This window comes from Streptomyces sp. NPDC044061 (assembly GCF_056434305.1).
In genome coordinates this window covers 367117-389018 of record NZ_JBWKFL010000001.1, presented here as the reverse complement: position 1 = coordinate 389018, position 21902 = coordinate 367117, and the positions used below count along the sequence as shown (strand labels likewise).

General features: G+C 72.2%; 25 protein-coding genes. 9 read left to right on the top strand and 16 right to left on the bottom strand.

The genetic code is table 11. From position 1 onward, the window contains the following. Positions 1 to 60: 60 nt before the first annotated feature. Positions 61 to 681: a TMEM175 family protein gene (locus AC07CM_RS01790; protein WP_478874321.1), complete on the top strand. Its 621-nt coding sequence runs from the start codon at positions 61 to 63 to the stop codon at positions 679 to 681. A 12-nt stretch (positions 682 to 693) separates the two neighbouring features. On the opposite strand, the gene AC07CM_RS01785 is transcribed toward AC07CM_RS01790, so the two are convergent. Both AC07CM_RS01785 and AC07CM_RS01780 read right to left on the bottom strand, forming a co-directional pair. After that, on the bottom strand, positions 694 to 1488 hold the full coding sequence (locus tag AC07CM_RS01785; protein WP_478874320.1) for an SDR family NAD(P)-dependent oxidoreductase: 795 nt from the start codon (positions 1486 to 1488) through the stop codon (positions 694 to 696). Between the two features lie 107 nt (positions 1489 to 1595). Beyond that, a complete protein-coding gene (locus AC07CM_RS01780) occupies positions 1596 to 2393 on the bottom strand; it encodes an AraC family transcriptional regulator (RefSeq protein ID WP_478874319.1) in 798 nt (265 codons plus the stop codon). A gap of 96 nt (positions 2394 to 2489) precedes the next feature. Here AC07CM_RS01780 and AC07CM_RS01775 point away from each other — a divergent pair, with 96 nt between their 5' ends. After that, positions 2490 to 3344, top strand: coding sequence for an SDR family oxidoreductase (locus tag AC07CM_RS01775; protein WP_478874318.1), 855 nt, complete (start codon positions 2490 to 2492; stop codon positions 3342 to 3344). Positions 3345 to 3383: 39 nt separating this feature from the next. On the opposite strand, the gene AC07CM_RS01770 is transcribed toward AC07CM_RS01775, so the two are convergent. Next, on the bottom strand, positions 3384 to 4823 hold the full coding sequence (locus AC07CM_RS01770) for an MFS transporter (protein WP_478874317.1): 1440 nt from the start codon (positions 4821 to 4823) through the stop codon (positions 3384 to 3386). 92 nt (positions 4824 to 4915) lie between these two features. Between AC07CM_RS01770 and AC07CM_RS01765 the strand changes: the two genes are divergently transcribed. Beyond that, a complete protein-coding gene (locus tag AC07CM_RS01765) occupies positions 4916 to 5317 on the top strand; it encodes a winged helix-turn-helix transcriptional regulator (protein WP_478874316.1) in 402 nt (133 codons plus the stop codon). Between the two features lie 33 nt (positions 5318 to 5350). Here AC07CM_RS01765 and AC07CM_RS01760 read toward each other — a convergent pair whose 3' ends face one another. The 3 genes from AC07CM_RS01760 to AC07CM_RS01750 all read right to left on the bottom strand — a co-directional run bounded on the left by AC07CM_RS01760 (position 5351) and on the right by AC07CM_RS01750 (position 7206). Continuing rightward, a complete protein-coding gene (locus tag AC07CM_RS01760) occupies positions 5351 to 5773 on the bottom strand; it encodes an acyl-CoA thioesterase (RefSeq protein WP_478874315.1) in 423 nt (140 codons plus the stop codon). Between the two features lie 53 nt (positions 5774 to 5826). After that, positions 5827 to 6453 (bottom strand): hypothetical protein, encoded by a 627-nt coding sequence (locus tag AC07CM_RS01755; protein WP_478874314.1) that lies wholly within the window; start codon positions 6451 to 6453, stop codon positions 5827 to 5829. 153 nt (positions 6454 to 6606) lie between these two features. Further along, a complete protein-coding gene (locus AC07CM_RS01750) occupies positions 6607 to 7206 on the bottom strand; it encodes a histidine phosphatase family protein (protein ID WP_478874313.1) in 600 nt (199 codons plus the stop codon). Positions 7207 to 7561: 355 nt separating this feature from the next. Here AC07CM_RS01750 and AC07CM_RS01745 point away from each other — a divergent pair, with 355 nt between their 5' ends. After that, on the top strand, positions 7562 to 8035 hold the full coding sequence (locus AC07CM_RS01745; RefSeq protein WP_478874312.1) for an HIT family protein: 474 nt from the start codon (positions 7562 to 7564) through the stop codon (positions 8033 to 8035). A gap of 52 nt (positions 8036 to 8087) precedes the next feature. Here AC07CM_RS01745 and AC07CM_RS01740 read toward each other — a convergent pair whose 3' ends face one another. Continuing rightward, positions 8088 to 9296, bottom strand: a complete 1209-nt coding sequence (locus tag AC07CM_RS01740; RefSeq protein WP_478874311.1) for a pyridoxal phosphate-dependent aminotransferase — start codon at positions 9294 to 9296, stop codon at positions 8088 to 8090. Positions 9297 to 9377: 81 nt separating this feature from the next. Between AC07CM_RS01740 and AC07CM_RS01735 the strand changes: the two genes are divergently transcribed. Then, positions 9378 to 10004 carry a winged helix-turn-helix transcriptional regulator gene (locus AC07CM_RS01735; protein ID WP_478874310.1) on the top strand — a complete coding sequence of 209 codons (627 nt, stop codon included), beginning with the start codon at positions 9378 to 9380 and terminating at the stop codon, positions 10002 to 10004. Between the two features lie 80 nt (positions 10005 to 10084). Here AC07CM_RS01735 and AC07CM_RS01730 read toward each other — a convergent pair whose 3' ends face one another. The 3 genes from AC07CM_RS01730 to AC07CM_RS01720 are packed head-to-tail and all read right to left on the bottom strand — an operon-like array spanning position 10085 to position 13671. Beyond that, a complete protein-coding gene (locus AC07CM_RS01730; RefSeq protein ID WP_478874309.1) occupies positions 10085 to 10885 on the bottom strand; it encodes a hypothetical protein in 801 nt (266 codons plus the stop codon). After that, on the bottom strand, positions 10885 to 12147 hold the full coding sequence (locus AC07CM_RS01725; RefSeq protein WP_478874308.1) for a VWA domain-containing protein: 1263 nt from the start codon (positions 12145 to 12147) through the stop codon (positions 10885 to 10887). The genes AC07CM_RS01730 and AC07CM_RS01725 overlap by 1 nt, the downstream gene beginning before the upstream one ends. Before the next feature lie 18 nt (positions 12148 to 12165). Continuing rightward, complete coding sequence (locus AC07CM_RS01720; RefSeq protein WP_478874307.1) at positions 12166 to 13671, bottom strand: IucA/IucC family protein; 1506 nt, start codon at positions 13669 to 13671, stop codon at positions 12166 to 12168. Between the two features lie 88 nt (positions 13672 to 13759). On the opposite strand from AC07CM_RS01720, the gene AC07CM_RS01715 reads away from it, so the two are divergent. Further along, positions 13760 to 15262: an IucA/IucC family protein gene (locus AC07CM_RS01715; RefSeq protein ID WP_478874306.1), complete on the top strand. Its 1503-nt coding sequence runs from the start codon at positions 13760 to 13762 to the stop codon at positions 15260 to 15262. A 6-nt stretch (positions 15263 to 15268) separates the two neighbouring features. Here the strand turns inward: AC07CM_RS01715 and AC07CM_RS01710 are convergent, their stop codons facing one another. From AC07CM_RS01710 to AC07CM_RS01695, 4 genes are read right to left on the bottom strand one after another with little or no spacing between them, the layout of a single operon-like run. Beyond that, a complete protein-coding gene (locus AC07CM_RS01710; RefSeq protein WP_478874305.1) occupies positions 15269 to 15613 on the bottom strand; it encodes a nitrile hydratase accessory protein in 345 nt (114 codons plus the stop codon). Then, on the bottom strand, positions 15610 to 16209 hold the full coding sequence (gene nthA / locus AC07CM_RS01705; RefSeq protein ID WP_478874304.1) for a nitrile hydratase subunit alpha: 600 nt from the start codon (positions 16207 to 16209) through the stop codon (positions 15610 to 15612). Before nthA ends, AC07CM_RS01710 begins: the two co-directional genes overlap by 4 nt. Next, entirely contained in the window at positions 16206 to 16877 is a 672-nt protein-coding gene (gene nthB, locus AC07CM_RS01700) for a nitrile hydratase subunit beta (RefSeq protein ID WP_478874303.1), read from the bottom strand. The genes nthA and nthB overlap by 4 nt, the downstream gene beginning before the upstream one ends. Before the next feature lie 38 nt (positions 16878 to 16915). After that, positions 16916 to 17359, bottom strand: coding sequence for an allene oxide cyclase barrel-like domain-containing protein (locus tag AC07CM_RS01695; protein ID WP_478874302.1), 444 nt, complete (start codon positions 17357 to 17359; stop codon positions 16916 to 16918). 470 nt (positions 17360 to 17829) lie between these two features. Between AC07CM_RS01695 and AC07CM_RS01690 the strand changes: the two genes are divergently transcribed. Together AC07CM_RS01690 and AC07CM_RS01685 are read left to right on the top strand one after the other, a co-directional pair. Then, a complete protein-coding gene (locus AC07CM_RS01690) occupies positions 17830 to 18744 on the top strand; it encodes a HipA family kinase (RefSeq protein ID WP_478874301.1) in 915 nt (304 codons plus the stop codon). Then, entirely contained in the window at positions 18741 to 19016 is a 276-nt protein-coding gene (locus AC07CM_RS01685; protein WP_478874300.1) for an Rdx family protein, read from the top strand. The genes AC07CM_RS01690 and AC07CM_RS01685 overlap by 4 nt, the downstream gene beginning before the upstream one ends. A 12-nt stretch (positions 19017 to 19028) precedes the next feature. Here AC07CM_RS01685 and aceB read toward each other — a convergent pair whose 3' ends face one another. Beyond that, positions 19029 to 20654, bottom strand: coding sequence for a malate synthase A (gene aceB, locus AC07CM_RS01680; RefSeq protein WP_478874299.1), 1626 nt, complete (start codon positions 20652 to 20654; stop codon positions 19029 to 19031). A gap of 188 nt (positions 20655 to 20842) precedes the next feature. Further along, a complete protein-coding gene (locus AC07CM_RS01675; RefSeq protein ID WP_478874298.1) occupies positions 20843 to 21457 on the bottom strand; it encodes a nucleotidyltransferase family protein in 615 nt (204 codons plus the stop codon). A gap of 129 nt (positions 21458 to 21586) precedes the next feature. Between AC07CM_RS01675 and AC07CM_RS01670 the strand changes: the two genes are divergently transcribed. Beyond that, complete coding sequence (locus tag AC07CM_RS01670) at positions 21587 to 21901, top strand: DUF5955 family protein (RefSeq protein WP_478874297.1); 315 nt, start codon at positions 21587 to 21589, stop codon at positions 21899 to 21901. Position 21902 lies beyond the last annotated feature (1 nt).

Here is a 21902-nt window from a genome sequence, read left to right as displayed (position 1 = left end):
GGGCGCCGGGTTCTGACACCTGCCGTACCCGGCGCCCCCGGGTACGGCAGGCTTGGCCGCATGAACGAGTCCGGCCGCGTGGAGGCCTTCAGCGACGGGGTGTTCGCCATCGCCATCACCCTGCTCATCCTGGACATCAAGGTGCCGAAGGTGGGCGAGGAGGGCGACCTGTGGCAGGCGCTCGGCGCGCAGTGGCCGTCGTACGCCGCCTATGTGGTGAGCTTCCTGGTCATCGGCATCATGTGGGTCAACCACCACCAGGTGTTCGGCTACGTCGCCCGGGTCGACCGGACGCTGGTGTTCCTGAACCTGCTGGTGCTGATGGTCGTGGCCGCGGTGCCCTGGCCGACGGCGATGCTCGCGGAGTACCTGCGCGAGGACCGGGCCTCGCACGTGGCCGCCGCCGTGTACAGCCTGGTCATGGTCGCGATGGCACTCACCTTCCAGGCCCTGTGGTGGCACCTCACCCGCACCGGCCACCTCTTCGACTCCCGGGTGGACGTCCCCGCGGCCCGGGCCACCCGGGCGCGCTTCGCGCTGGGCTCGCTCGGCTACCCGCTGACGGTGGGTCTGGCCTTCGTCTCCGCGCCCCTGACCCTGGTCGCCCACGGCCTGCTCGCCCTCTACTACGGCTTCAACCAGGTCCCGGTGCCGACCCACCGGGACCCGGCCACGCCCTGAGGCAGGGGAGGCTCACACCGTCTTGACCTGGCCACCGTCGATGGTGAACTCGGCTCCCGTGATGTTGCCGGCGAGTGGCGAGGCGAGGAAGAGAGCCAGGTCGGCGACTTCGCGGGCCTCGGTGACCCGACCGGTGGAGATGCCCATGCTCTGCGGTACGACCACGTCGATGGCCTCCTGCGCCGTGGTGCCGGCCTGGGCCGCCGTGGCGTCGGCGAAGCCTCCCGGAGCGGTCCAGAAGGGGGTGCGGACCGGTCCCGGGGCGATCGCGTTGACCCGTACGCCTCGCGGTGCGAACTCCTCGGACAGCGACTTGGTCAGGCTGGTCAGCCCGGCCTTGGCCGCGGAGTAGTCCACCACCATGGGGAAGGGCAGACGCGCGTTGATGGAGCTGATGTTGATGATGCAACCTCCGTCCGCGTCCAGCAGACGAGGCAGTGCCGCGCGGCTGGTGCGGACCGCGCTGAACAGGGTCAGGTCGAAGATCCGCTGCCACTCGGCGTCGTCGATGTCCAGGAAGCTCGGACGGGACGTCGCGGTGCCCAGGTTGTTGACCAGGATGTCGACCCTGCCGCACTGCTCCACCGCGCGCCGGACGAGCGTGTCCGGCCCGTCCGCGGTGGACAGGTCGACCGGGACCGCGACGACGCCGTGGTTCTCCTGGAGCGCTTGGAGTTCCGGAGTGACGCTCCGGCTGCCGGCGACGACGTGTGCGCCCTCCCGGGCGAACGCGTCGGCGATGGCGAGGCCGATCCCCTTGCTGGCCCCGGTGACGACGGCGACCTTGTCCTTGAGCTGGAGGTCCATGGTGTCCCTTTTCCTGGATGATCACCCCATACGTCGAGGGTAAGCGGAAACGGAGGCTCCGGCTCGGGATCCCGTGCCGACTGCCCGTCTCCCGCGCCGTCCGCGGGTCAGGCGCGGAACGCCGCCTGGCACGGGCCGGCGGCGGGCAGCCGGCCGGTGAAGTAGGAGCGGGGCGGGACGCCCATCAGGGCGCGGAAGTCGGACGTCATGTGCGACTGGTCGTAGTAGCCGGTGGCGGCGGCGAGTTGGGACCAGGGCGCGCTCGTGGCCCGGGTGATGACGGTGCGCACGCGGTGGATGCGGGCGTAGTGCTTGGGTGAGACGCCGACGCCCTCCGCGAACAGGTTGCGCAACTGGCGCTCGCTTACGGCGAGTTCACGAGCCACGTCACGGACGTGCGCGGGCACCCGGTCCGTCCGGACCGACAGCGCGTCCACCCCTGCCCGCACGAGCGCCGTGCGGGCGGGGTCCGCGGCGGCGGACAGCACCTCGGGCAGCGCCTCGGCGAGGTGCGGTACCGCCTCGAGCGGGTCCAGCCACCGCAACTCGTCCGCGAGCCGCCGCGCCGTCTCGCCCGGCAGCTGCTCCAGCGGTACGACCCTGCCGACCAGGTCGGCGGCCGGGACGCCCAGCAGGGGACGGGCCGTGCCGGGCGCGAGCCGCAGCTCCACACAGGACACGTGGGCCTTGCCCTCGTGGTACGAGGCTCGCACCCGTGCCCCGACGGCCAGCACGTCGCGCCGTCCGCCCGGCCGCACCCGGAGCACCACCTGGGTGAGCGCGTCGGGAAGGTGGACGAAGGCATCCTCGGGCGGGTCGGCGAGAGTTACTGCCCGCACCCCGGCGAACCAGGGGCGCAGGGCCTCGGGCGTGGTCAGGGCCTGCTCGGCCATGGCGTTCGGCACCCCTCCACCGTAAGGGCGGCGCACGGCCTTCCGGGCGGGCGAACCGTGCCGGAATTTCCAAGAGACCGGTGCCTCCTACGGCGCACGGTGGACCCCATGATTCTGGTGACGGGTGCCACGGGCACCATCGGCAGCGACGTGGTACGACAGCTCGCGGAGCGCGGCACGAAGGTGCGCGCCCTGACCCGCGACCCGGCGAAGGCCCGGGTGCCCTCGGGGGTGGAGGTGGCGCGCGGGGACTACCTCGACCCGGGCTCCCTGGAGGGCGCGATGGGCGGGGTGACGGCCGTGTTCCTGCTCCGTCCGCCCGGCCCGGACGAGGGGCACGACTCGGCTCTCGTGTCGGCGGCGCGTGCGGCGGGTGCGCACCGGCTGGTGAAGCTCTCCGCCATCGGGACCGGCGGTCCGGAAGTCGGCCCGTCCGGCGCCTGGCACGTCGCCGGTGAGCGTGCCGTGCGGGAGAGCGGGGCCGAGTGGACGATCCTGCGGCCGTCGTCGTTCGCCTCGAACACGCTCGGCTGGGCGCAGGCGATCGGGAGGGGCGAGCCCGTGCCCAACATGACCGGCGACGGGACGTCAGGTGTGATCGACCCGCGCGACGTGGCCGAGGCTGCGGTACGGGCCCTGCTGGACGGCGGGCACGCGGGGCGGACGTACACACTGACCGGTCCCGCGGCGATCAGCGTCCCCGCCCAGGCCGCCGAACTCGCTTCGGTCCTCGGCCGCCCGGTCACCACCCGGGACCTCTCGCCGGAGGAGACGCGCGACCACCTGCTCACCGCCTGGGGCTTCGACGAGGCCCAGGCGGAGGGCATCCTGACCGGCACGGCCTTCGTACGCGCGGGCGGCAACGCGGTGGTCACGGAGGACGTACCAGGACTGCTGGGAAGGCCGGCCCGGACGTACCGGGAGTGGGCCGAGGACAACAGGGGGGCGTTCATGGGGGAGTGAGCGGGCTGGACCGCGGGGGCGCGGTGGCGGTCGGCGGCCTCACTTCACCCGAGGCCGCAGCACCGTCCCCGCCAGCGTCAGGGCCGCCAGTGCCATTCCCGTCCCCACCCGGAACGCCAGCCGGTATCCCTCCGCCGTGGCCGGGAGCAGCTCCGCGCCGTCGGTGAGCAGCGAGTCGGTGCGGCTCGCCGCGAGGGTGGACAGGGCGGCCAGGCCCAGCGAACCCCCCACCACCTGCGTGGTGTTGAACAGCCCGGAGGCCAGCCCCGCGTCCTCCTCCCGTGCCCCGGACATGGCGAGCCCGGTCAGCGCGGGCATGGCCGCGGCGAACCCGGTGGACAGGAGCAGCAGCGGGGGCAGGACGTCGGCGGCGTACGAGCCGTCGGCCGGTGCGTGGCCGAGCAGAGCCATCCCGGCGACGATCAGGACCAGCCCGGCGAGCAGCACCCGGTAGCCGCCGAACCGGGCGACGGTGCGCGCGGACAGGCCGAGCATCAGCAGACCGATCGCGACCGGCGCGGGCAGGAAGGCGGTACCGGTCGCCAACTCGCCGTAGCCGAGAACACGTTGCAGGTACAGCGCGCCGATGAACTGGAAGCCGTACATCGTGCCGATCATCAGCACCTGGACGGCGTTCGCGCCGGTCAGCAACCGGGAGCGGAACAGACGCAGACGCAGCAGCGGGTGTGCCGCCCAGGCCTGGTGCAGGGTGAACGCCGCGAACAGGCCGAGCGCCAGGGCGGCGAGCAGCAGGGTGAGGGTCAGGGACCGGTTCCCGGCGCCGACGATGACGTACACCGTGAGCATCAGCGCGCCGGTGACGAGCGCGGCCCCCGGATAGTCGGCGCCCTTGCCGAGACCGGCCCCGCGCTCGGGGGTGAGGACACGCACCGCCACCAGCCAGGCGGCCACGCCGATCGGCAGGTTGATCAGGAAGATCCAGTGCCAGTCCAGGGCCTGGGTCAGGGCGCCGCCGAGAAAGGTTCCCAGTGCCCCGCCGGCGGCGCCGACCGCGCTGAACACCGCGATGGCACGGGCCTGTTCCCGGGGCTCGGGGAAGAGCGCGACCAGCATGCCGAGGACCACGGCCGAGGCCATCGCCCCGCCGGCACCCTGCAGCGCCCGCGCCGCGATCAGCAGGCCCTGCCCGGTCGCCGTCCCGCACAGCACGGAGGCCGCGGTGAACACGGCGAGCCCCGAGGTGAACATCCGCTTGCGGCCCACCAGGTCCCCGAGCCGCCCCACCAGCAGGAGCAGCCCGCCGAAGGCGATCAGATACGCGTTGACGACCCAGGCGAGGCCCGGCCCGCCGAAGCCGAGGTCGCTCTGGATGGCGGGCATCGCCACGGTGACGATGTTGCCGTCCAGCACCGTCATCAGCGTGCCCGCGCACAGGACGGCGAGGGACGTCCAGCGGGAGTACGTTCGTGAAGGTGCCACCGTTGCCGGTGACGGGCTGTTCTCGATCGCGGCCGACATGGCTCCCCGTTCTTCCTACGCACCTTGGTGCACGACTTGTAACGGGGCTCATCGTGGGTGACCATGGAGGTCGGGCGTAAGGAGGCAGTCGGATGTCCCAGAGGAACACCGGTGTTACCGTCCAGGCAGTGAACGCGCACGCGTGCCCCATCCGCGAAGTTCTTGACAGGGTGGCCGGCAAATGGAGCGTGCAGATCCTGGTGGCGGCCGCCCACGGGCCCATCCGCTTCACGGAGCTGGAGCGCGGCATCGAGGGCATCAGCCGCCGCATGCTCACGCTGACCCTGCGCAACCTGGAGCGCGACGGCCTGGTGAAGCGCACCGTGTATCCGACGGTGCCGCCGAAGGTGGAGTACGAACTCACGCCGGTCGCCCGCGAGTTGCACGAGACGCTGCAGCGGCTGACCGACTGGGCCGAGCACAACCGGGTGTACATCGCCGAGGCGCGCGCGGCCTACGACACCGAGCACCGGCCCGAGTCGCTCGACACGTAGGCGGGGCGCGGGCCGCGCGATGCTTGACGGCGGCTACAGGCCGAAGAGGCCCAGGTCCGTCGCCAGTTCCTTGAACACCTCGCGGGGATCGGCGATCAGCTTGCGCTCCTTCAGGTCCAGCAGGCCGCCCACCGCGGTGATCTCGGCGGCGACCGTGCCGTCGGTCTTGCGCACCTCCTGCACGATCCGGAAGGTCTTGCCGCCGCCCCACTCGAACTCGCAGGTCACGTCGACCTCGTCACCGGCGAGCAGCTCGCGCCGGTAGCGGATCGTCGTCTCCAGCGCCACCGGGCCCACGCCACCGCCGACGAGCCGGACCTGGCTCACCCCGGCGGCCTGGAGCAGCGACCAGCGGGCGTGCTCCGCGTAGTTGAGATACACCGCCTGGTTCAGATGTCCCTGTACATCGGTCTCGTAGCCGCGGACGGTCACGCGCACGGAAAACGGTTCGCTCACGATCTCCCCTTCTCGTGTACGACGCACTGATCCCCCTGATCCTGACACGCCGTTCACACCCGGCGCGGGGAGGCCAGCAGATAGCGCACTCTCGTGCACGGCTCGGTGTACTCGCCGGCCTGCCAGCCCGCCCGCTCCAGCGTGGCCGCACACGCCCGCAGGGTCTCCTCGGCCGGCGCGTGCACGGCGACCGCCTCCGGCTGCGGGGTCGCGCGCACCCGGTACCCCTCGTCGCCGGCCGGACCCGCCGGCCGGTGCCCGGCCGCCTCCAGGGCGAGCGCCGCGGCCCGCACCAGATGCGTCCGCTCCCAGCCGCACGGGCGGTCGGTGGCACCGCCGGGGTTGGTCATCCGGCGCAGCTCGAGCAGCCCCTGCCAGGCGCTGTGGACCTCCCGGAGCCGGGCCGGGCCGGACGCGGGTGGCTCCTCCTCCCCGCCCACGCGCGCCGCGAACACCCCGGCGGACGGAGCCGGTTCCTCCTCCGGTGGCTCGGGCACCGCCTCCCGTATGCGGTGCCCCGCCGGAGTGAGGAAGTGGTCGTGCGGCGGCCGCGGATGGCGGAAGGCGAGCCCCCGCTTGACCAGCGCGGCCAGTTGCGCCTCCGTCCCGCGCAGCCGGCCGGTGACCGGATCGGCACCCTCGATCACCCGCCGCTGCGCGGTGGTCGGTGTTGGGGCCACGACATCCTCCCTCCAGCACCCCGAGCCCTGGGAAGCCGCCGGACGAGCGGCCCATTCGAAGCGTACGACCGGGGTCTGACAACGGGTTCGGGCCGGGGTTCGGGCCGGGCTGCGGTGCGGGTCGGGTGAGCGGGCCGAGCCCTGTCGGTGGGATCAATCGGCCGGGCGGATGTTCCAGCCCGCCACCACCGGGCGTCCGTGTTCGGTGCCGAGGCGGCACAGTGTGCCGGTCGCCAGCTGGAACAGGGCTCCGTGCCGTGGGGGAAGTCCGAGGCGGCGGGCGGTGAGGACGCGCAGGAAGTGGCCGTGGGCGATCAGGACGACGACTCCCTCGGTGTTGGCGAGCGCCGCGTCCACCTTGCCGAGCATCCGGTCGGCGCGTTCCCCGACCTGTTCCGGGCTCTCCCCGGGGTGCTCGGGCGGGCCCGGGGCGACCCCGTCCGTGAACAGGAACCAGCCGGGCCGGGTGCGCCGGATCTCGACGGTGGTCACGCCCTCGTACCCGCCGTAGTCCCATTCGTGCAGGTCGGCGTCGACCCGCGCGTCATGGACGCCGATGAGTTCGGCGGTCTCCCGGGCACGCTGCAGGGGGCTGACGAAGGCGGCGCCGATCCGGTGCGAGCGGATCAGCGGCACCAGCCGGCGCGCCTCCTCCCGCCCGTGCTCGGTGAGGGGTACGTCGGTCCAGCCGGTGTGCCGTCCGGACCGCGACCACTCGGTCTCACCGTGCCGGACGAGAAAGAGGTCACCCACGTCAGCGCCCTTCCCGCTCGCCTCCCAGCACGGTGGCACAGCCCGGAGGCCACCCGCAGGGCGGACTGGGCCAGACGGCCGCTCCGCACGGCGGCACCGCACCCGCACGGAAGAGGAAGCCACGAACCCACCCGAGCCGGGCCGCGGGTCCCGACGCAGGGCCTCCAACCCGTCAGGCCACGGACGACCGGGGCTGGGGCCCGCACCCGTTCGGGGGACACGGTGGCAGTCCACCGCTCCCGCGACCGCCGGAGGGCCCACCGCCGATCCCGTCCTCGCCACCGGACCACCCCTCGACCCTCCCCGCGGCGGCCGCCCGCTCCGGGCGGCACGCGGACCGCTAAAGTCCCAGGTCATGACTGAAGATTGGCGCAAGGACCGGATCGGCAGCGCGCTGCGGGGGGAGAATCCCACGGTGCTGCGGCGACTGGACGCCGGGTTCGCGGTGATCGGGGACATCCAGTTCCTGCCCGGGTACTCGGTGCTGCTGGCGGACGACCCCGCCGTGGGGCGGCTGTCGGACCTGCCGAAGGCGCGACGCCTCAGCTTCCTGGACGGCATGGACCGCCTCGGCGAGGCCGTCGAGCGTGCCTGCCGGCGGCTGGATCCGGGTTTCCGGCGGGTGAACCTGGAGATCCTCGGCAACACCGACGGATTCCTGCACGCGCACGTGTGGCCCCGGTACGAGTGGGAGCCGGCCGATCTCGTGGGCCTTCCGGTGTGGCTGTACCCGGAGGAGACGTGGCGGGACGGCCGGCATGCCCTCGGTCCGCGCCACGACGCCCTGCGTGCGGCCGTCGCCGGGGAACTGGACCGGCTCGCGGAGTGAGGCCTTCAGGGCCGCCGGCCGTGCGGACGGCGGCCCGGCGCGGGCCTCCCGGTCACTGCCGGTACCCGCCGAGGAACCGCCCGATCCGCCCGATCGCCGCCTCCAGGTCGTCAGCGTGGGGCAGCGTGAGGATGCGGAAGTGGTCGGGGGCGGGCCAGTTGAAGCCCGTGCCCTGGACGACCTGGATCTTCTCGCGCAGCAGCAGGTCCAGGACGAACCTCTCGTCGTCGTGGATCCGGTGCACCTTGGGGTCGAGGCGCGGGAAGGCGTACAGCGCGCCCTTGGGCTTCACGCAGGACACCCCGGGGATCTCGTTCAGCTTCTCCCAGGCCACGTTGCGCTGTTCGTACAGCCGCCCGCCGGGAGCGGCGAGTTCGCGGATGGACTGGCGGCCACCGAGCGCGGCCTGGATCGCGTACTGTGCCGGCGCGTTGGCGCACAGCCGCATGGAGGCCAGCATGGTCAGGCCCTCCAGATAGTCCTTCGCGTGCTGCCGGGGGCCGGTGACCACGAGCCAGCCGGAGCGGAAGCCCGCCACCCGGTAGGTCTTCGACAGGCCGCAGAAGGTGAGGACCACCAGGTCGGGGGCGAGGGAGGCGGCCGAGTGGTGGACGGCGTCGTCGTAGAGGATCTGGTCGTAGATCTCGTCGGCGAAGACCATCAGGCCGTGCCGGCGGGCCAGGTCGAGGATGCCCTCCACGACCTCCTTGGGGTACACCGCTCCGGTGGGGTTGTTCGGGTTGATGATGACGACGGCCTTGGTGCGGTCCGTGATCTTGGAGGCCATGTCGGCCAGGTCCGGGTTCCAGTCGGCCTGTTCGTCGCACAGGTAGTGGACCGCCTTGCCGCCGGCCAGGGTGGTGACGGCCGTCCAGAGCGGGAAGTCCGGGGCGGGGATGAGGATTTCGTCGCCGTCCTCGACCAGGGCCTGTACGGCCATGGAGACCAGCTCCGAGACGCCGTTGCCGAGGAACACGTCGTCGACGTCCACCTCGAGGCCCAGGGTCTGGTAGCGCTGGGCGACCGCGCGGCGGGCGGAGAGGATGCCGCGCGAGTCCGTGTAGCCGTGCGCCTGCGGCAGCATCCGGATCATGTCCTGGAGGATCTCCTCCGGCGCCTCGAAACCGAACAGGGCGGGGTTTCCGGTGTTCAGGCGCAGCACGCTGTGACCCGCCTCCTCCAGCGCGTTGGCGTGCTCGATCACCGGGCCGCGGATCTCGTAACAGACCTCGCTCAGCTTGTTCGACTGCCGGAACTCCATGCGCCCCTCCGGAAACTTGTGTTGCTTGGTTTTACCAAGTGGGAGCTTGGAAAGTCCAACAACCCGTCTAGACTGCGCCGCATGTCACCTCGCCGAAGCTACGACCAGTACTGCTCCGCAGCCCGCGCCCTCGACCTCGTCGGCGACCGCTGGACCCTGCTGATCGTCCGGGAGCTGCTCGCCGGCCCCCGCCGCTACACGGACCTGCACGCGGACCTGCCCGGCGTGAGCACGGACGTACTCGCCTCACGGCTGAAGGACATGGAACGGGACGGCCTCACCACCCGGCGGCGGCTGCCCCCGCCGGGCGCGGCCTACGTGTACGAACTCACCGCGCGGGGCCGGGCCTTGCTCCCCGTGCTGCAGGCGCTCGGGCAGTGGGGCGAGGCAGAGCTGGGCGAGCGGCGGCCCACCGACGCCGTGCGCGCCCACTGGTTCGCGCTGCCGGTGCTCAGAGGCCTGGAGGTCGAGGGTCTCGTCGAAGTCGCTCTGGAAGAGGGGGAGTTCCACCTCCGCGTCGGCGCCGAGGAGGGCCCGGTGTACGGCGACGGGGCCGCGCCCGACGAGGCGGACGCCCGGCTCGTGATGGACGCCGGTACCTGCGCGGCCGTCGCCCGGGGCGAGTCGACCCTGCCCGAAGCCGTCCGGGCCGGACGCGTCACCGTGACCGGCGAGGGCACCCTCGCCAAGGCCCTGCGGGAGGGGTGAGCACTCGCCCAGGGGCCTGGAAACAGGGCCGCGGGGCCGACGGTGAAGGCCCGCCACCGGGGCGGGCCTTCACGGACGGGTCAGGCGTTCGGCGGCACCCGGGAGGGGCGCCCCGAGCCGCGCGTGAGCGCGTATCCGCCGATGCCGGCGAGCGCGGCCAGCACCCCGCCGAGCGCGGTCCACACCCAGCGGTCGGACCACCAGCCGGAGGACCAGCCGTCGTCGGGCTCGATGCTTGACAGCACCGCCGACTTCGAACCGTCCTTCTCCGCGGCCGACTTCACGGCGACCCCGGGGACGAGCGGCTTCGCAAGCGAGCCGTCCACCGCCGCCGCGCCGCCGATGTCCTTGGAGTCGACACGCACCTCGGTGCTCACCGGCAGACCGAGGTCGGCGGACCCGAGGTCGACCACCGTCAGCCGGACGTAGTACGTGCCCGGCAGCAGGTCGTTGGCCCACGGCTCCGACCAGGCGCGCACCGTGCGCAGCACACAGGCCAGCTCGACCGAGGAGGCGCCCTGCGCGACGGTGCGCGTGGCGGCGCCGTACTGGCAGGACTGGCGGCGCCGCAGACCGTCGTACACATCGATCCGCCAGGTGTGCGTCCCGTGCGCCCCGGGCAGCTTCACGCTCGCCTCGACGGTCGGGCGCTGCCCGGCGTCCGCCGCGAACGACCAGTACAGGTAGTCGCCGGTGGACCCGGACGCGGTCGCCTGCTGCCCCTGCTCGATCTCGGTCGCCGTACGGAAGGACGTGCCCGCCCGGGTGGGCGCCTTCCCGTCGGCCGAGGCGCTGGGCGACGGGGAGGTGTCGGCCGCCGCCGGTCCCGCGGCCAGCCCGAGCGCCAGCAGCGCCGAGCCCAGTACTCGCGTGATACGCATCAGTTCGTCCTCCAGACCGCGACCCGCCAGCGCGACAGCCAGCCCCACAGCACACCGGCCAGGAAGCCGGCCAGCACCAGCGCTCCGAGCAGCCACCAGCCGCGCCCGAGGCCGAAGGAGGCCACGTCGTGGTGTCCCGACGGGCCGTCCACGACGTCCACGGTCAGCTCCAGCGGCAGACCGGGCGTGGTCTTCACCCCGGCGGCCGCCGAGAAGGAGTTGGTGACCTGCAGGCACACCGTCTCCGCGGTCGCGCTGTCGTCGTCGCTCTCCGGCCTCGGATAGCGAAGACCGGTGGAGATCACATCCGTACGGCCGTTGTCCGCTGCCTCACCGCGCACGATCTCCCGGCCGTGCACCGTCACCGCCCGCAGCAGCACCCCGTAGTCGGGGTTCACCGCCCGGTCGTCCGCCACGCTCACCGAGGCGCGCAGCTCCTGGCCCGGTTCGACGTCCACCTTGTACCAGCGCTGCTGCCCGAACTCCTCGCGGTCCGTGTACAGACCGGACTTGAGCGACGGCGCCTTCGCGCATTCGGTCGCGCCCTCGGTCGCCACGGGCGTCACCACCGGATCGGCCGCCCGGTCCACCAACTGACCGACCCGGTCCGTCAGTTCCTCCTTGTGCTGTACGGAGGTGTAGGTGCCGCCGGTCGCGTCCGCGATGCAGCTGAGCTGGTCGCGGGTCTTGGCGTCCGGCACCAGGCCGAGGGTGTCGATGGTCAGCCCGATGCCCTTGGCCGCTATCTCGCGGGCCACCTCGCACGGGTCGAGCGGCTGGCAGGTGTCCTCGCCGTCGCTGATCAGGACGATACGGCGGGTGCCGTCGCCGTCGTTCAGGTCGTCGGCCGCCTTCAGCAGCGCGGGACCGATGGGGGTCCAGCCGGTCGGCGACAGCGTGGCGACCGCCGTCTTCGCCTCGGTGCGGTCGAGCGTGCTGACCGGATAGAGCTGCGCGGTGTCCTTGCACCCCGTCTTGCGGTCGTTGCCGCGGTAGTTGGCACCCAGGGTGCGGATGCCGAGCTGGACCTCCTCCGGCGTCGCGTCGAGCACCTCGTTGAACGCCTGCTTCGCGGCGGCCATCCGGGTGCCGCCGTCGATGTCCCGGGTCCGCATGGAACCGCTGACGTCCAGCACGAGTTCGACCTTCGGGGCGGCCTGTTCCGTCTCGTCGGCCACAGCCGCGGCGGGGAACGCCAGCCCGGCCGTCAGGGCGGCGAGCAGAGCACACACGCCCGCCGCCAGCCGTTGTCTTCTGATCATCGGCGGATCTTATTGATCTCAGGCGCCGGGCTCCAAAACGAGTGGGTTCGGCAGCGAGGTCCACAGGTCACCGGGGGTGTCCGGGGACAGCCGCATCAGCGTCAACGCCTTCGCGGGCACCGGGCCTTCGCGCAGGGCCGCCAGGTCGGGCGTGCGCGGCAGACCGGGTACCGCGGCCGCCAGCGCCGCCCCGAGTACGGGACCCGAGCCCGCCGTACCGGCGAGCGCGCCCGCCACCAGCGAGCCGAACAGCTTGCGGCGCAGGGCCGTCTCGTCGTCCGTGATCAGCCGGCCCGTCAGGGCGGGCGGGGCGATGCCGTGACGGGACAGGCGGGCGGGACTGACGCGGATGTCGGCGAGGTCGCGGTAGACGAGGCGGCGGGGGGCGCCGTCGGGCGAGAGGATCACCAGCAGGTTCTGGCCGTGGGCCTCCAGGGCGACGCCGAGGTCCAGCAGCCGCAACCCGACCGTCAGGGCCAGGCGGGCGAAGTCGGCCAGCCAGTCCGGGGAGTCCGCAAGGGGCGTGGTGGCCAGCGCGGCCACCGGCAGTACACGCTCGCCCGGACCGGCGTACACCTGCGGGGACTCCCGCAGCAGCGCGGCGAGATCGGGGGAGCGGGCGGTGGCCGCGCCCAGCGTACGGGTGATGTGCAGCAGCCCGTCCGTGCGCGCGGCCAGCTCCGAGGCGAGGGAGGTGAGTTCGGCGGACGCCTCGACCGAGTACGCGGAGATGTCCCGCACCGAGGAGGTCAGCCGCGCGCTCAGCGCGGTCTTCACGTGCGGGCCGCCGGGCAGGGCGAGCGTGCGCAGGGACATCAGCGGATGCGCGGAACGCCATGGGTCGCAGGACCGCTTGAGCACATGGGCCGCCTGCCAGGGGTGCACCGGCAGCAACAGCCGGTCCCCGGAGCGCAGTTCCTCCGGCCAGTCCCCGGTCACCAGGCATCCGGCGGCCGGTACGGCCACCGTGCCCAGCTCCACCACCGGCCGGTGCTCGGGTCCGTACGCCAGCTGCTCCGCCACCGTGAAACCCGGCCGGGAACGGCAGTTGGGGTGGAACGGATGCCCGTCCACCACCCGCTGCTCCCACTCCCAGTCCCGCTCGGGCCACTCCTTCGGGTGATGCGCGTCGGCCCGCGACAGCGCCAAGGAGGCCACACTGTGCCCGAGTTCGACCGCGAGGCCGGCCGCGTGCGGCACCGCGAGGTCCGTCATCAGACGGGCCGGATCGTCGTGGCGCTCCCGGTCCAGGCGGACGGCGGTGACGTACTCGCCGGTCGCGTACGGGTCCGCGTGCGGGCCGTGCAGGCTCCGGCCGTCCGCCAGCCGCAGGGCGAGGCTGTACGCCCCGCGCACCCGGCCGGTGATCCACGGCAGGGGCTCGTGGGCGAGCGCCCGCCACAGGCGGGTCAGCACCGCCGCGCGGGCGCCCGGCAGCTCGGCCGTGTACCGGGGCAGCAGACCGGGCCGGACGGCGGCCAGCTCCTCGGCGACCTCGGCCTCGGCGGCGGGGGACTGGGACACGGTCGGCTCCTCGAAGACGGGCGGCACGGGGCACGATGGTCAGGGACGACAGACATACTGATCGCGTTCGGGCCCGGACGAAGAACGAATGGATCGCGTGGACCTCAAGCCTCCCGCCGACGCCGTCGGACAGCGTGCCGACGCCTACGCGGCCGCCCCCCTGCTCAACTGCCTGCTGAGGGAGGTCGCCGTACCACTCCCGCGGTCCGGGGCACGGCCGGTCTACCGGCTGCCCGGCACCGGCCGCCTGCTGCGGGTGCGCCCCGGCCGGCGGCCCGCCGACCCCGAGCTGCACAGCGACGGGTCCTGGCACCGGCTCGGCCACCCCGAGCTGGTCAAGCTCGTCGCCGAGGAGCTGCGCCGGCACACCGGGCTGTCCGGCGACGACCTGCCCGCCGAGATGATCGACAGCCGGGACACGGTCGCCGCCCTGCTCACCGCCCGCGCCCGGGCGACGGCACCCGAGGACCCCTACCTGCGCTCCGAGCAGTCCCTGATCACCGGCCACCCCTGTCACCCGGCCCCGAAGGCACGCGGCGGCGGCCCTGCCGCGGCCTGGCTGCCGTACGCACCCGAGGCCCACGCGCACTTCCCGCTGGTGCTGCTCGGCGTTCGCGAGGACCAGGTGGCCGAGGAGGGCGACACCCGCGCCCTGGACGCCCTCGGGACGGCCCCGCCCGGCTACCGGCTGCTGCCCGCCCACCCCTGGCAGCTCGACCTCCTCGGCGGCGTTCTCGACCCCGCCCTCGCCGACGGCCGTCTTCTCCGGCTCGGCACCACGGCCTTCGGCACCTGGCCGACCGCCGCGGTCCGCACGGTGTACGAGCCCCGGCGCGACCTGTTCCTGAAGTTCAGCCTCGACGTGCGCATCACCAACGACATCCGCCGGCTGTGGCGTCACGACCTGCTCAGGCTGCGCCGCACCGACACGGCGGCCGGCGAGGCGTTCGCCGCCCTGGGCCCGACCGCGGCCTGGCTGAGTGACCGCGGCTACCGCACCGCCGCCTTCGCCTTCGAGGAGCTGGCAGTGCTCGTCCGGGACGGGCTGCGCGGCCACCTCCTGCCGGGTGCCACCCCGCTGCTCGCGGCCGGGCTCGCGGAGGGCTTCGAGGGCAGCCCGCTGGCCGCCACGGCCGCTCCGGACGCCTGGTGGGAGGCGTACCTGCGGCAGGTCGTCCCACCCGCGCTCCGGGCGTTCGACGAGCACGGGGTCGTCGTCGAGGCGCACCTGCAGAACACCCTGGTCGCCGTGGACGGGGCCGGAACGCCCGTGCAGGCGCTGTTCCGGGACGCCGAGGGCGCCAAGCTGCTGCCGGACGTCTCCCGCGCGGCCGGCTGGGAACGGCTCGTGTACTGCCTGGTGGTCAACCACCTCGTCGAGATCGCCGGCGCCCTCGTCGAACACCACCCGGGCCTCGAGCCCTGGCCCGCCGCCCGCCGGGAACTCGCCCGGCACGGCCTGCCCGAGATCCCCGCCCTGCTCGGCTCGCCCACCCTGCCCGGCAAGACCAACCTGCTGCTGCGCTGGACCGGCGCGGACGGAGCGGACGCCCGCTACCTGCCCCTGCCGAACCCGCTGGCCGCCGGTTGAGCTGCCTCACCCCGGCCGGTGTGCTGCGCGATGCGGGGAGCGCTGTGCCAGGGCCTGGGCGCGTGTGACGACCTCGTCCGTGGACACGGCGCGATGGCCGGCGAGCACGTCCTCCAGGGCGCCCAGCCACAGCCGGTAGTAGTCGTACGGCTCGCCGTGCTCCCGTGAAGTTGTCCAGGCGGTGATCCGGGCGATCAGCGCGGTCCGGAATTCCGGCCAAGTGAAGGCGCCCGCCTCGTGCAGGGTGACGGCCATGCCGAAGGCGCGACTTTCCCACGGCGCGGCGAACACCAGCTCACCGTTGGAGCGGGGCGGTGCTGCCGGGCCCGCGATGTCCAGCGGCGCGCTCACGGCGTCGCCACCTTGGCCACGCCGACCATCGCGTCCCTGGTGATCAGCGGCACGAGTTCTCCTTCCGTGAGGTGCTCGGTGCCGGGTGGGCGCTCGGGCAGTACGAGCCAGCGCACCTCGCTGGTGGAGTCCCGGACGATGATCCGCACGTCGTCGTCGAGCGTGAGTCCCATCTCGGCCAGCACCGTGCGCGGCTCTCTGACTACGCGCGCGCGGTAGGCGGGGTCCTTGTACCAGCTCGGCGGCAGGCCGAGGACCGGCCAGGGGTAGCACGAGCACAGCGTGCACACCACGACGTTGTGGGTGGTCGGGGTGTTCTCGACCACGACGATGTGCTCGCCCTGCTGTCCCGAGAAGCCGAGTTCCTTGATGGAGGCGGTGCCGTCTTCGAGCAGGCGCCGCCGGTAGTCGGGGTCCGTCCACGCCTTGGCGATGACCTTGGCACCGTTGAGTGGGCCCACGCTCGTCTCGTAGCGGGTGATGATCGCGTCCATGGCCTTTGGATCGAGCAGGCCGCGCTCGGTGAGCAGTTGTTCGAGCGCCTCGGTGCGCAGCTCCACGGAAGGGCTCTCGGCAGAGCCGCCGGTGGTGGTCATGCGGTGGTCTCCAGATAACTCTCGTACATGTCCACCGTGACCGTGAAGGGTTCGGCGCCGGCGCCCCACAGTTCGCGTGAGTCGAACCGCACCGAGTAGACGTGTTGGGGGTTCTCGCCCATGAAGTGTGCGTTGGTGTCCGGCAGCACATGGGCGGGCTGAATGATCTCGACGACTCCGCTGTGCCCCCGGACATAGCGCGGCAGTCGCGTGTGCCCGGGTATGGACATGTTCCTGGCGCGTACACGCTCGCCGACGTCGAAGGCCGGTGAGGCCTGCACGGACCGCAGTGAGCCCTCGGCGGTGGGGGTGTACCGGGGCAGGTCGGGTTCCGGGACCGGTGGCTCCGCCACGTGTTCGCCGTGCAGGTTGCGGGCGCGGGCCTCGACCGCTCCGGACGCCAGGACGGAGTGTTCGGTGAGCATCAGTTCTCCGGCGTTGAGCCACCGTCCGAAGTAGCCGTCGTCCAGGTAGGCGGCGCGGTCCAGGCGCTCCAGTGCGTGCCGAAAGGCGTCCACGTTGACGCCGCCGCAGGCGACGCGGCTGGAGATGATCGCCAGCGCGAATGCCTTGCGCTGCCAGCCTTCCGCGAAGACGGGCTCCTCGCGATCCGGTGGATGAACGCGTCCCCAGCCCTGGGTGCCTCCCATATCGGCAATTCCATCCATGGCACAACCTCTCATTTGCCATAAAACAGACAAGCGATTCAACGGGTGATGTGGAAGGTGAGGGCCCGCTTCGTCGTGCCGGCGGGCACGGTGTGGACGTACCCCCCGGCGCCGCTGTAGGCCCCCGAGCCGCCGGTGACGGAAACGTCGACAGCGGAGTCGGACGGCAGGTGGAGAAGCGCCTGTCCGGTGATCTGTCCCCGAGGCAGCGCGAAGGTGCCCAGGCACTGCAGCTCGTCCGGGCCGATGTGCACGTAGCTGCACACCACGGCATGGTCGCCGATCTTCTTGTCGTTCTGGTACAGGTCTTCGGCGATGACGAGCTGATCGCCGAGGCTGTGCCCCTTCTTGCCCACGTCGACGGGTTGGGACTGAGTCTGCCTGGCGACCAGCTGGATGGTCTCCGCGTGCTGGTACGCACCGTGTGTGCTGACGGTGTCGGCCGATGCCGACGGAGCGCCGTTGAGTCCTGCTACGGCCACGCCTACCAGGATGAGAGAACGGAAAATGATCTTATCCATGGTGCGCCTCCTGGTGGTGTGCTCAAGAGGTTCCGCCGGCGATGACGGCCGGTTGGTCGAGGGGTGTCGCATCCTGTGATCGGAGAGCGGCCGCCGGCGGGTCATTCGGGTCGGAATCAGGGCCCACTCACGACATAGCGGCTCGTTCCCGGAGCCGGCTGTCGGGTACGTGGGCCGGTTGTTTCCCGGCTCGCACACTTGGGTCTGCGCGGACGGACGCTGATTCGAGTGTGCACGGTTCCGGCGAGCGTCGCTCGCCGGAAGGTCGTCGCGAACGGGGCGCAGGATCCGAGTGGAGGCAAGGGGGGCAGAGGCAAGGGGGCAGGGGGGGCAAGCCTGCCAGTCTAAACTCGTCGTGGACGTGTCCCCGGATCGCACCGACTTGTAGCTGACCGTGGAACATAAGGGCAAGAGCGATGGGACCTTGTAAAATGCTAAGAAAGGTCGCCGCTAACCGCTACATTGCACCCCTGAGGTCCGGCGGCTCGGTCCCCGGCGTCGTCGAGGCCGACGATCTCGGCACGTACGTCGTGAAGTTCACCGGCTCGGCGCAGGGACACAAGGCGCTGGTCGCCGAGGTGATCGTCGGTGAACTCGCCCGCGCCCTCGGCCTGCGCTTCCCGGAACTGGTCCTCGTGCACTTCGACCCGGCGATCGCCGAGGCCGAGCCGCACCAGGAGGTCCGCGAGCTGCACGGCGCAAGCGCGGGCGTCAACCTCGGTATGGACTACCTGCCGGGCGCGGCCGACTTCACCCCGGAGATCGCGAGGGTGTTCCCCGTGGATCCCCTGGAGGCCGGCCGGATCGTCTGGCTCGACGCCCTGACCGTCAACGTGGACCGAACGGTGCACAGCTCCAACCTGGTGGTCTGGCCCACGTCCGGCACGGTGCCCCCGCGGCTGTGGCTCATCGACCACGGAGCCGCCCTCGTCTTCCACCACCGCTGGGACACCACGACCCCGGGCAAGAAGTACGACTTCCGCCACCACGCCCTCGGCCACTACGGCCCCGACGTCCGGGCCGCGGACGCCGAACTCGCCCCCCGGGTGACCGAGGAACTGCTCCGGGCGGTCGTCGCCGAGGTGCCGGACGCCTGGCTGGCCGAGGACGCGGGATTCGCGGCCCCCGACGACGTCCGGGCCGCCTACGTCGACTACCTGCTCGAACGCGTCCGGCTGTCCGAGCAGTGGCTGCCCACCGACTTCCCGAGCCGCGAGGAACTCGCCGCCGAGGAGGCCGCCCGGGCGGCGAGGAGCCAACAGGGCCGCCCGGACTGGCTGAAGCGGGTCCCGGACCTGCACGGCAAGCCGGCGGCGGAACAGGATTGGTCGGTGCACCTCGGATGACCCATGCCGTGCAGATCGAGTACTGCACCCAGTGCCGCTGGCTGCCCCGCGCGACCTGGCTGGCGCAGGAGTTGCTCACCACCTTCGAGACCGAGCTGACCGAACTGTCGCTCAAGCCGGGCACCGGAGGCGTCTTCGTCGTCCGGGTGGACGACGAGGTGGTCTGGGACCGCCGCGAGCAGGGCTTCCCGGAGCCCACGGCGGTCAAGCGGCTCGTACGCGACCGAGTGGCCCCGGGAAGGTCCCTGGGCCACTCGGACAAGCCCGCGTGACGCTCGTGACGCTCAGCCCCTGAGCTGCTCGTACGCCGGCAGGGTGAGGAAGTCGGCGTAGTTCTCGTCGAGGGCCACCCGGAGCAGCAGGTCGTGGGCCTCCTGCCAGTGGCCGGCCGCGAAGGCCTCCTCGCCGATCTCCTTGCGGATGGCGTCCAGTTCCTCGGCGGCCACCTTGCGGGCCAGCTCGGGGGTGGCCCGGTCGCCGTTCTCGAACTCGACGCCCGCGTTGATCCACTGCCAGATCTGGGAGCGGGAGATCTCGGCGGTGGCCGCGTCCTCCATCAGGTTGAAGATGGCGACCGCGCCGAGGCCCTGCAGCCAGGCCTCGATGTACCGGATGCCGACCTGGACGGCGTTGACGAGCCCGTTGTACGTCGGCTTCGCGTGCAGCGAGTCGATCGCGATGAGGTCGGCCGCCTCGACGTGTACGTCCTCGCGCAGGCGGTCCTTCTGGTTCGGCTTGTCACCGAGGATCCGGTCGAAGGACTCCAGGGCGATCGGGACCAGGTCCGGGTGGGCGACCCAGGAGCCGTCGAAGCCGTCGTTCGCCTCGCGGTCCTTGTCGGCTCGGACCTTCTCGAAGGCGACCTTGTTCACCTCGGCGTCCCGGCGGGACGGGATGAACGCCGCCATGCCGCCGATGGCGTGCGCGCCCCGCTTGTGGCAGGTGCGCACGAGGAGTTCGGTGTACGCGCGCATGAACGGGGCCGTCATCGTCACCGCGTTGCGGTCCGGCAGGACGAACTTCGGGCCGCCGTCACGGAAGTTCTTCACGATGGAGAACAGGTAGTCCCAGCGGCCGGCGTTCAACCCCGAGGCGTGGTCGCGCAGTTCGTAGAGGATCTCCTCCATCTCGTACGCGGCCGTGATGGTCTCGATCAGGACGGTGGCGCGGATGGTGCCCTGCGGGACGCCGACGTAGTCCTGCGCGAAGACGAACACCTCGTTCCACAGACGGGCCTCGAGGTGCGACTCGGTCTTGGGCAGGTAGAAGTACGGGCCCTTGCCGAGGTCCAGAAGCCGCTGGGCGTTGTGGAAGAAGTACAGGCCGAAGTCGACGAAGGCGCCGGGGACGGTGTGGCCGGCGGCGTCGACGAGGTGGCGCTCGTCCAGGTGCCAGCCGCGCGGGCGCATGACGACGGTGGCCAGTTCCTCGTCCGGGCGCAGGGCGTACGACTTGCCCGACCGCGGGTCGGTGAAGTCGATGTTCCGGGTGTAGGCGTCGACCAGGTTGACCTGGCCGAGAACGACGTTCTCCCAGGTGGGCGCGGAGGCGTCCTCGAAGTCGGCGAGCCAGACCTTCGCGCCCGAGTTGAGCGCGTTGATGGTCATCTTGCGGTCGGTGGGGCCGGTGATCTCGACGCGCCGGTCGTTCAGCGCGGCCGGGGCCGGGGCGACCTTCCAGGAGTCGTCCGCGCGGACGGCGGCCGTTTCCGGGAGGAAGTCGAGCGTGGAGGTGCGGGCGATCTCGGCGCGGCGCTCCGCGCGGCGGGCGAGGAGTTCGTCACGGCGCGGGGTGAACCGCTGGTGCAGCTCCGCCACGAAGGCGAGCGCCGCGTCGGTGAGGACCTCCTCCTGCCGGGGCAGGGGCTCGGCGTCGACGATGGCCAGCGGGGACGGCGCTGGTGCGGACATGAGCTGTCACTTCCTTCAGCGGTGGCACCAAGTGCCAAGTGGCACGAATAGGACGGTGAGCGCCCACTGTGCGGTAAGGCGCTTCTGAGCAGTGGATAGTAGTTTCCTCATCGTGGAACTTCAATGGTTTGTTGATGTCGAGATTCTCTGAGTCGAGGCAAGGTGGCGCCCGGTGCCACCCCGCCCGTTCACTCAAGGTGGCTCAGGTCGGCCTCGGTGTCGATGTCGTACGGCTCGGCCACGTCCGCGCACTCCACGAGCCTGACCTCTGCCGCGTGTCTCTTCAGGTAGGCGCGCGCTCCCTGGTCCCCGGTGGCGGCCGCCGCGATCCCCGGCCAGTGGGCCGCGCCGAAGAGCACCGGATGCCCCCGTGCGCCGTCGTAGGCCGCCGAGGCCAGCGAGCTGTCGCCCTCGTACGCGGCGAGTACCCGGCTCACCGCCGCGGGACCGATCCCGGGCTGGTCGACCAGGCTCACCAGGGCCGCGCGCACCCCCGTATCCCCGAGCGAACCGAGCCCGGCGCGCAGCGAGGAGCCCATGCCGTCGGCCCAGACCGGGTTGTCGACCAGCACGCAGCCGGCCAGGTCGGCGCGCTCGCGCACGTCGTCCGCCCGGGCTCCCAGGACGACGTGGATCCGTCCGCATCCGGCCGCCCGCAGCACGCCCACCGCGTGCTCCACCAGGGGGCGCCCCCGGTGCTCCAGCAACGCCTTGGGCCTCCCGCCGAGCCGTCTGCCGCCGCCGGCGGCGAGCAGCAACCCGGCGATCTCCTCACGAGGGTTTCGATGGTCCTGGGTGTCCATGCGTCCTGCATACCTGACGCGGTCCGCCGCGGACGGTTTCCTTGGGCTGAATTTCGGTCCGCGCGGTGGCGCTCCCGCACGGCGTGGCGTTAACTGACCCGCGCACGAGGGCGTGCGAGGGGGAGGGCTGTGTTGCGGAGCTTGGGGCAGAGGCCAGTGACCGGCAGCGACGAGGATCCGAGGGTGGCGGAACTGCGGACCGCGGTGTCCCGCCTGCGCCGCGAACTCGCCGCGCATCCTGCGGAGTTCCCCGACCGCGGCATAGCCGAGGACGAACTGGCCGCCCTGGCCGCGATGGCCTGCGGCGGCCCGCCGGAGACCCCGCGGCTGCGCAGGTCCCTGTTACTGATCGCCGGGGCGATCGGCTCGGTCAGCGCGCTGGCCCGGGGGCTGTCGGAGGTACGGGACGCGGTTGACCTGTTCGGGCAGTCACCCGGGGGCTGAC

Bases quoted from the DNA above. Each gene is read 5' to 3' on its own strand.
- nthB (WP_478874303.1), bottom strand. From the start codon at position 16,877: ATGGATGGAATTGCCGATATGGGAGGCACCCAGGGCTGGGGACGCGTT.
- AC07CM_RS01715 (WP_478874306.1), top strand. From the start codon at position 13,760: ATGGATCGCGTGGACCTCAAGCCTCCCGCCGACGCCGTCGGACAGCGT.
- aceB (WP_478874299.1), bottom strand. From the start codon at position 20,654: ATGTCCGCACCAGCGCCGTCCCCGCTGGCCATCGTCGACGCCGAGCCC.
- AC07CM_RS01785 (WP_478874320.1), bottom strand. From the start codon at position 1,488: ATGGACCTCCAGCTCAAGGACAAGGTCGCCGTCGTCACCGGGGCCAGC.
- AC07CM_RS01685 (WP_478874300.1), top strand. From the start codon at position 18,741: ATGACCCATGCCGTGCAGATCGAGTACTGCACCCAGTGCCGCTGGCTG.
- AC07CM_RS01775 (WP_478874318.1), top strand. From the start codon at position 2,490: ATGATTCTGGTGACGGGTGCCACGGGCACCATCGGCAGCGACGTGGTA.
- AC07CM_RS01745 (WP_478874312.1), top strand. From the start codon at position 7,562: ATGACTGAAGATTGGCGCAAGGACCGGATCGGCAGCGCGCTGCGGGGG.
- AC07CM_RS01740 (WP_478874311.1), bottom strand. From the start codon at position 9,296: ATGGAGTTCCGGCAGTCGAACAAGCTGAGCGAGGTCTGTTACGAGATC.
- AC07CM_RS01730 (WP_478874309.1), bottom strand. From the start codon at position 10,885: ATGCGTATCACGCGAGTACTGGGCTCGGCGCTGCTGGCGCTCGGGCTG.
- nthA (WP_478874304.1), bottom strand. From the start codon at position 16,209: ATGACCACCACCGGCGGCTCTGCCGAGAGCCCTTCCGTGGAGCTGCGC.
- AC07CM_RS01770 (WP_478874317.1), bottom strand. From the start codon at position 4,823: ATGTCGGCCGCGATCGAGAACAGCCCGTCACCGGCAACGGTGGCACCT.
- AC07CM_RS01790 (WP_478874321.1), top strand. From the start codon at position 61: ATGAACGAGTCCGGCCGCGTGGAGGCCTTCAGCGACGGGGTGTTCGCC.
- AC07CM_RS01675 (WP_478874298.1), bottom strand. From the start codon at position 21,457: ATGGACACCCAGGACCATCGAAACCCTCGTGAGGAGATCGCCGGGTTG.
- AC07CM_RS01690 (WP_478874301.1), top strand. From the start codon at position 17,830: ATGCTAAGAAAGGTCGCCGCTAACCGCTACATTGCACCCCTGAGGTCC.
- AC07CM_RS01725 (WP_478874308.1), bottom strand. From the start codon at position 12,147: ATGATCAGAAGACAACGGCTGGCGGCGGGCGTGTGTGCTCTGCTCGCC.
- AC07CM_RS01765 (WP_478874316.1), top strand. From the start codon at position 4,916: ATGTCCCAGAGGAACACCGGTGTTACCGTCCAGGCAGTGAACGCGCAC.
- AC07CM_RS01735 (WP_478874310.1), top strand. From the start codon at position 9,378: ATGTCACCTCGCCGAAGCTACGACCAGTACTGCTCCGCAGCCCGCGCC.